Consider the following 1760-nt stretch of genomic DNA (forward strand, 5'->3'; position numbering starts at 1 on the left):
CAACGCCCTACACCCTTACCCCGGGACTACCACCGCCCGGGCTGGACTACCTTCCTGCGTCACCCCATCGCTTACCTACTACCACCTTGGTTCGCCGGCTCCACCACTTTCCTTTCCCCGAAGGGTCCGGAACGGCTTCACGGGCTTAGCATTAATGGGCTCGATATTGGGCGTTTCAAAGCGGGTACCGGAATATCAACCGGTTGTCCATCGACTACGCCTGTCGGCCTCGCCTTAGGTCCCGACTTACCCTGGGCAGATCAGCTTGACCCAGGAACCCTTAGTCAATCGGCGCACACGTTTCTCACGTGTGTATCGCTACTCATGCCTGCATTCTCACTCGTGAACCGTCCACAACTCGCTTCCGCGGCTGCTTCACCCGGCACACGACGCTCCCCTACCCATCACAGCGGGCGTTGGCCCTATTGCTGCAATGACACGACTTCGGCGGTACGCTTGAGCCCCGCTACATTGTCGGCGCGGAATCACTTGACCAGTGAGCTATTACGCACTCTTTCAAGGGTGGCTGCTTCTAAGCCAACCTCCTGGTTGTCTCTGCGACTCCACATCCTTTCCCACTTAGCGTACGCTTAGGGGCCTTAGTCGATGCTCTGGGCTGTTTCCCTCTCGACCATGGAGCTTATCCCCCACAGTCTCACTGCCGCGCTCTCACTTACCGGCATTCGGAGTTTGGCTAAGGTCAGTAACCCGGTAGGGCCCATCGCCTATCCAGTGCTCTACCTCCGGCAAGAAACACGCGACGCTGCACCTAAATGCATTTCGGGGAGAACCAGCTATCACGGAGTTTGATTGGCCTTTCACCCCTAACCACAGGTCATCCCCCAGGTTTTCAACCCTGGTGGGTTCGGTCCTCCACGAAGTCTTACCTCCGCTTCAACCTGCCCATGGCTAGATCACTCCGCTTCGGGTCTTGAGCGTGCTACTGAATCGCCCTGTTCGGACTCGCTTTCGCTACGGCTTCCCCACACGGGTTAACCTCGCAACACACCGCAAACTCGCAGGCTCATTCTTCAAAAGGCACGCAGTCACGACCCATTGGGTAAACCCAATGAGCGACGCTCCCACGGCTTGTAGGCACACGGTTTCAGGTACTATTTCACTCCGCTCCCGCGGTACTTTTCACCATTCCCTCACGGTACTATCCGCTATCGGTCACCAGGGAATATTTAGGCTTAGCGGGTGGTCCCGCCAGATTCACACGGGATTTCTCGGGCCCCGTGCTACTTGGGTGTCTCTCAAACGAGCCGCTAATGTTTCGTCTACGGGGGTCTTACCCTCTACGCCGGACCTTTCGCATGTCCTTCGACTACATCAACGGTTTCTGACTCGTCCTGTCGCCGGCAGACGACAGAAGAGAGATCCCACAACCCCGCATGCGCAACCCCTGCCGGGTATCACACGCATACGGTTTGGCCTCATCCGGTTTCGCTCGCCACTACTCCCGGAATCACGGTTGTTTTCTCTTCCTGAGGGTACTGAGATGTTTCACTTCCCCTCGTTCCCTCCACACTGCCTATGTGTTCAGCAGTGGGTGACAGCCCATGACGACTGCCGGGTTTCCCCATTCGGAAACCCCCGGATCAAAGCCTGGTTGACGACTCCCCGGGGACTATCGCGGCCTCCCACGTCCTTCATCGGTTCCTGGTGCCAAGGCATCCACCGTGCGCCCTTAAAAACTTGGCCACAGATGCTCGCGTCCACTGTGTAGTTCTCAAGCAACGACCAGCCACCCATCACCC

The 1760-nt window shown here is 57.6% G+C and carries 1 rRNA gene (cut by a window edge); it reads right to left on the reverse strand.

Annotated features, from left to right (window positions below):
• Positions 1–1704 (reverse strand): 23S ribosomal RNA (locus ACFVU3_RS39920) (it extends 1493 nt beyond the left edge of the window).
• Positions 1705–1760 lie beyond the last annotated feature (56 nt).

It is taken from the genome of Streptomyces sp. NPDC058052 (assembly GCF_042885515.1).
Lineage (GTDB): Bacteria > Actinomycetota > Actinomycetes > Streptomycetales > Streptomycetaceae > Streptomyces.